General features: G+C 63.9%; 4 protein-coding genes. All 4 read left to right on the top strand.

What is annotated here, in order from left to right:
* Positions 1-378 (top strand): IS66-like element accessory protein TnpA (gene tnpA / locus IT775_RS21055; RefSeq protein ID WP_218958667.1); only part of this gene is annotated, 378 nt, incomplete at its 5' end.
* On the top strand, positions 375-725 hold the full coding sequence (tnpB, locus tag IT775_RS21050; protein WP_212703214.1) for an IS66 family insertion sequence element accessory protein TnpB: 351 nt from the start codon (positions 375-377) through the stop codon (positions 723-725). The genes tnpA and tnpB, both read left to right, overlap by 4 nt.
* A gap of 60 nt (positions 726-785) precedes the next feature.
* A complete protein-coding gene (gene tnpC, locus IT775_RS21045; RefSeq protein WP_212703213.1) occupies positions 786-2,411 on the top strand; it encodes an IS66 family transposase in 1,626 nt (541 codons plus the stop codon).
* Positions 2,408-3,010: a plasmid pRiA4b ORF-3 family protein gene (locus IT775_RS21040; RefSeq protein WP_212703212.1), complete on the top strand. Its 603-nt coding sequence runs from the start codon at positions 2,408-2,410 to the stop codon at positions 3,008-3,010. The genes tnpC and IT775_RS21040 overlap by 4 nt, the downstream gene beginning before the upstream one ends.
* Positions 3,011-3,148 lie beyond the last annotated feature (138 nt).

The raw sequence follows: 3,148 nt of genomic DNA, 5'->3' as shown, positions 1-3,148 counted from the left end.
GCATCGACGAACTCATGCCCTGGAACTTCGCGGTCGCGTCAAGCCGCGCCGCGTAGGGGATCGCCGAGGCGCTTACGCTTTGTTGGGCACCGCCAGGTAGCTGCAACAGCCCGGCGGCACGGTGTGTCACGCTCTCTGCTGACGGTATGGCGGCGCCAGTATCGGGACGGCGAGCTTGGTGGCGAGACAGCGCCGGCATTCATTCCGTTGACGCTTTCGCCTGGGACGCCCGCGCCCGCGACAGCACCAGTGGTGCAGTCCGGCGCCAGTGATGTCCGGCTCGAGATCGTGCTGAGGAACGGGCGCCGGCTCCTTGTCCCCTCCACGGTGGACCTGGAGATTCTGGCGCGGCTCCTCCCGGTTCTGGACAGTCGATGATCGCCTTCCCGGCGGGGGTGCGCGTATGGATTGCGGGCGGGGTCACCGACATGCGGCGCGGCATGAACACCCTGGCGCTGACGGTGCAGCAGGGCCTCGGGCGCGATCCGCATGCGGGCGAGATCTTCTGCTTCCGCGGGCGCAAGGGAGATCTGGTCAAGCTGCTCTGGCACGATGGGGTCGGCATGTCGCTCTACACCAAGCGGCTGGAGGCCGGGAAGTTCATCTGGCCGGTCAGCCGGAGTGGTGAGGCGGTGCAGATCTCCGCAGCCCAGCTCGGCTACCTTCTGGAGGGCATCGACTGGCGTAATCCACGTTGGACACAACGCCCTGCAAAGGCGGGATAAATCGACCTGTTCAGTCTTATTTGCATGGGCTTTCCGATGCCGGTGTGGTAGGTCTCGACCATGTCAAATACCGCTTCCGAGATTGCCATATTGCGCGCCGCGCTCGCGGCCTCGGAGGCCCGTGCCGAGGCCGCGGAAAGCGAACTGGCGCAGGTCCGCGCGGTGGTCTCGACCTCCGAGGCAATGATCAGGCACCTCCGGCTCGAGATCGCCAAGCTCCGGCGCGAACAATATGGCCACAGCTCGGAACGGCGGACCCGCCTGATCGACCAGATGGAGTTGCAACTCGAGGAGCTTGAAGCAGCGGCCACCGAGGACGAGATCGCGGCAGAGAGGCTGGCGAAGACCACGACCGTCGCAGGCTTCGACCGCCGCCGCACGACCCGCAAGCCCTTTCCGGACCATCTGCCGCGCGAGCGGGTGGTGATCGCGGCCCCCGCGGCCTGTTCCTGCTGCGGCTCGGATCGGATTGTGAAGATGGGGGAGGATATAACCGAGACGCTGGAGGTGATCCCGCGGCAGTGGAAGGTGATCCAGACAGTCCGCGAGAAGTTCACCTGCCGGCAGTGCGAGAAGATCAGCCAGCCGCCGGCGCCGTTCCACCCCACACCGCGCGGTTGGGCGGGGCCGAACCTGCTGGCGATGATCCTGTTCGAGAAGTTCGGACAGCATCTGCCTTTGAACCGTCAGGCCGAGCGCTACGCAAAGGAAGGTGTCGATCTCAGCCTTTCGACGCTCGCCGATCAGGTCGGGGCATGCGCCGCCGCGCTGGAGCCCCTCCATGCGCTGATCCGTGCCCATGTCCTCGAGGCAGAACGTTTGCACGGCGATGACACGACGGTGCCGCTATTGGCAAAGGGCGGGACAAAAACCGCCCGGCTCTGGACCTATGTCAGGGATGATCGTCCCTTCGGCGGCGGGGCCCCACCTGCCGCCCTGTTCCACTTCTCCCGCGACCGCGGAATGGCCAACCCGAACCGACATCTCGTCGGCTGGCAGGGCGTCCTGCAAGCCGACGCCTATGGGGGCTACAACGACCTCTACCGCGCCGACCGTGGCCCGGGGCCGGTCGAGAGCGCGCTATGCTGGAGCCACGCCAGGCGCAAGTTCTTCGAGCTTGCCGACATCAAGGGAATTGTCCGCAAGGGCAAACCTGCACATGACATATCACCGGTGGCGCTGGAGGCGGTGACGCGGATCGATGCGATCTTCGACATCGAACGCGGCATCAATGGCCTGACCGCTGCGGAACGGCAGGAAGCCAGGCAACAACTGTCCCGCCCTCTGGTCGAGGCATTGCACGACTGGATGCGCACGGAACGCGACAGGATGTCGAAGCATAGCCCGGTCGCCAAGGCGATCAGCTACATGTTCGCGAAGGACCGCTGGACAGCCTTCAGCCGCTTCCTTGACGATGGCCGTATTTGCTTGACGAACAATGCTGCCGAACGGGCCCTGCGGGGCGTAGCCCTCGGCCGGAAGTCCTGGCTCTTCGCCGGCTCCGAGCGTGGTGGCGACCGCGCCGCCTTCATGTATTCCCTGATCGTCACCGCCAAGATGAATGATGTTGACCCCCAAGCCTGGCTCGCCGATGTCCTCGCCCGGTTGCCCAACACGACGGTCTCCCAGGTGCCGGATCTCCTGCCCTGGAACTGGTCCCAGGCTGAACAAAGGATAGCCGCATGACCCTGATCGCCCGCCTTCGGATCATCCTGAACGACGTCGACCCGCAACCGATGCGGCATATCGAGGTGCCGCTGAAGATCAGGCTCGACCGGCTGCATGAGGTTATACAGGCGGCCATGGGATGGACAGACACCCATCTCTACGAGTTCCGCGCCGGTGACGCCAGTTGGGGCCTGCCCGATCCGGATGGGTTCTACGATGGTCCCATGTCCGCGAAGAAGACGACGCTGGAGAAGGTACTCGAGGAAACCGGCGTCAGGACGATCCAGTATGTCTATGATTTCGGCGATGACTGGGACCACAGCATACGTATCGAGCGAGTCAACGATGCCATCCCCGGCATGATCTATCCACGGCTCCTCAAGGCCACCGGCGCCTGCCCACCCGAGGACGTCGGTGGCGCCTGGGGCTACGAGGAATTCCTCGAAGCCCTCGCCGATCCTGATCATGAGCAACACGAGGACATGAAGCTATGGTCAGGTGGTTCCTTCGATCCAGAAGATGCCCGGATCGACAGGATCGTCCAACGACTTGAACTGCTTGCAAAGGAATGGACCCCGCGGCCCCGCAAACCCAAAGCTCCCAAGGGTACGACCTGAGAACTGCCACAATCCGCGGCCTACGCCGGATGGTTACACCAAATCGGGGAAATACCCTTCTCTTTCTAGGGTCAGGACCCATTGATTTCCGCCGGGTGGCGTGATTCACCGTTCGAAAAACGAGCGGTAAAATGTCTG

The sequence above is a fragment of the Thalassovita aquimarina genome, assembly GCF_018219815.1.
Taxonomy (GTDB): domain Bacteria; phylum Pseudomonadota; class Alphaproteobacteria; order Rhodobacterales; family Rhodobacteraceae; genus Thalassobius; species Thalassobius aquimarinus.
Note: the sequence above shows the minus strand (reverse complement) of the source record. Positions and strands in the feature narration are given on the sequence as shown.

What these genes read in the sequence shown, in the direction of transcription:
- tnpB (WP_212703214.1), top strand. Translation starts at nt 375, where the DNA reads ATGATCGCCTTCCCGGCGGGGGTGCGCGTATGGATTGCGGGCGGGGTC.
- IT775_RS21040 (WP_212703212.1), top strand. Translation starts at nt 2,408, where the DNA reads ATGACCCTGATCGCCCGCCTTCGGATCATCCTGAACGACGTCGACCCG.
- tnpC (WP_212703213.1), top strand. Translation starts at nt 786, where the DNA reads ATGTCAAATACCGCTTCCGAGATTGCCATATTGCGCGCCGCGCTCGCG.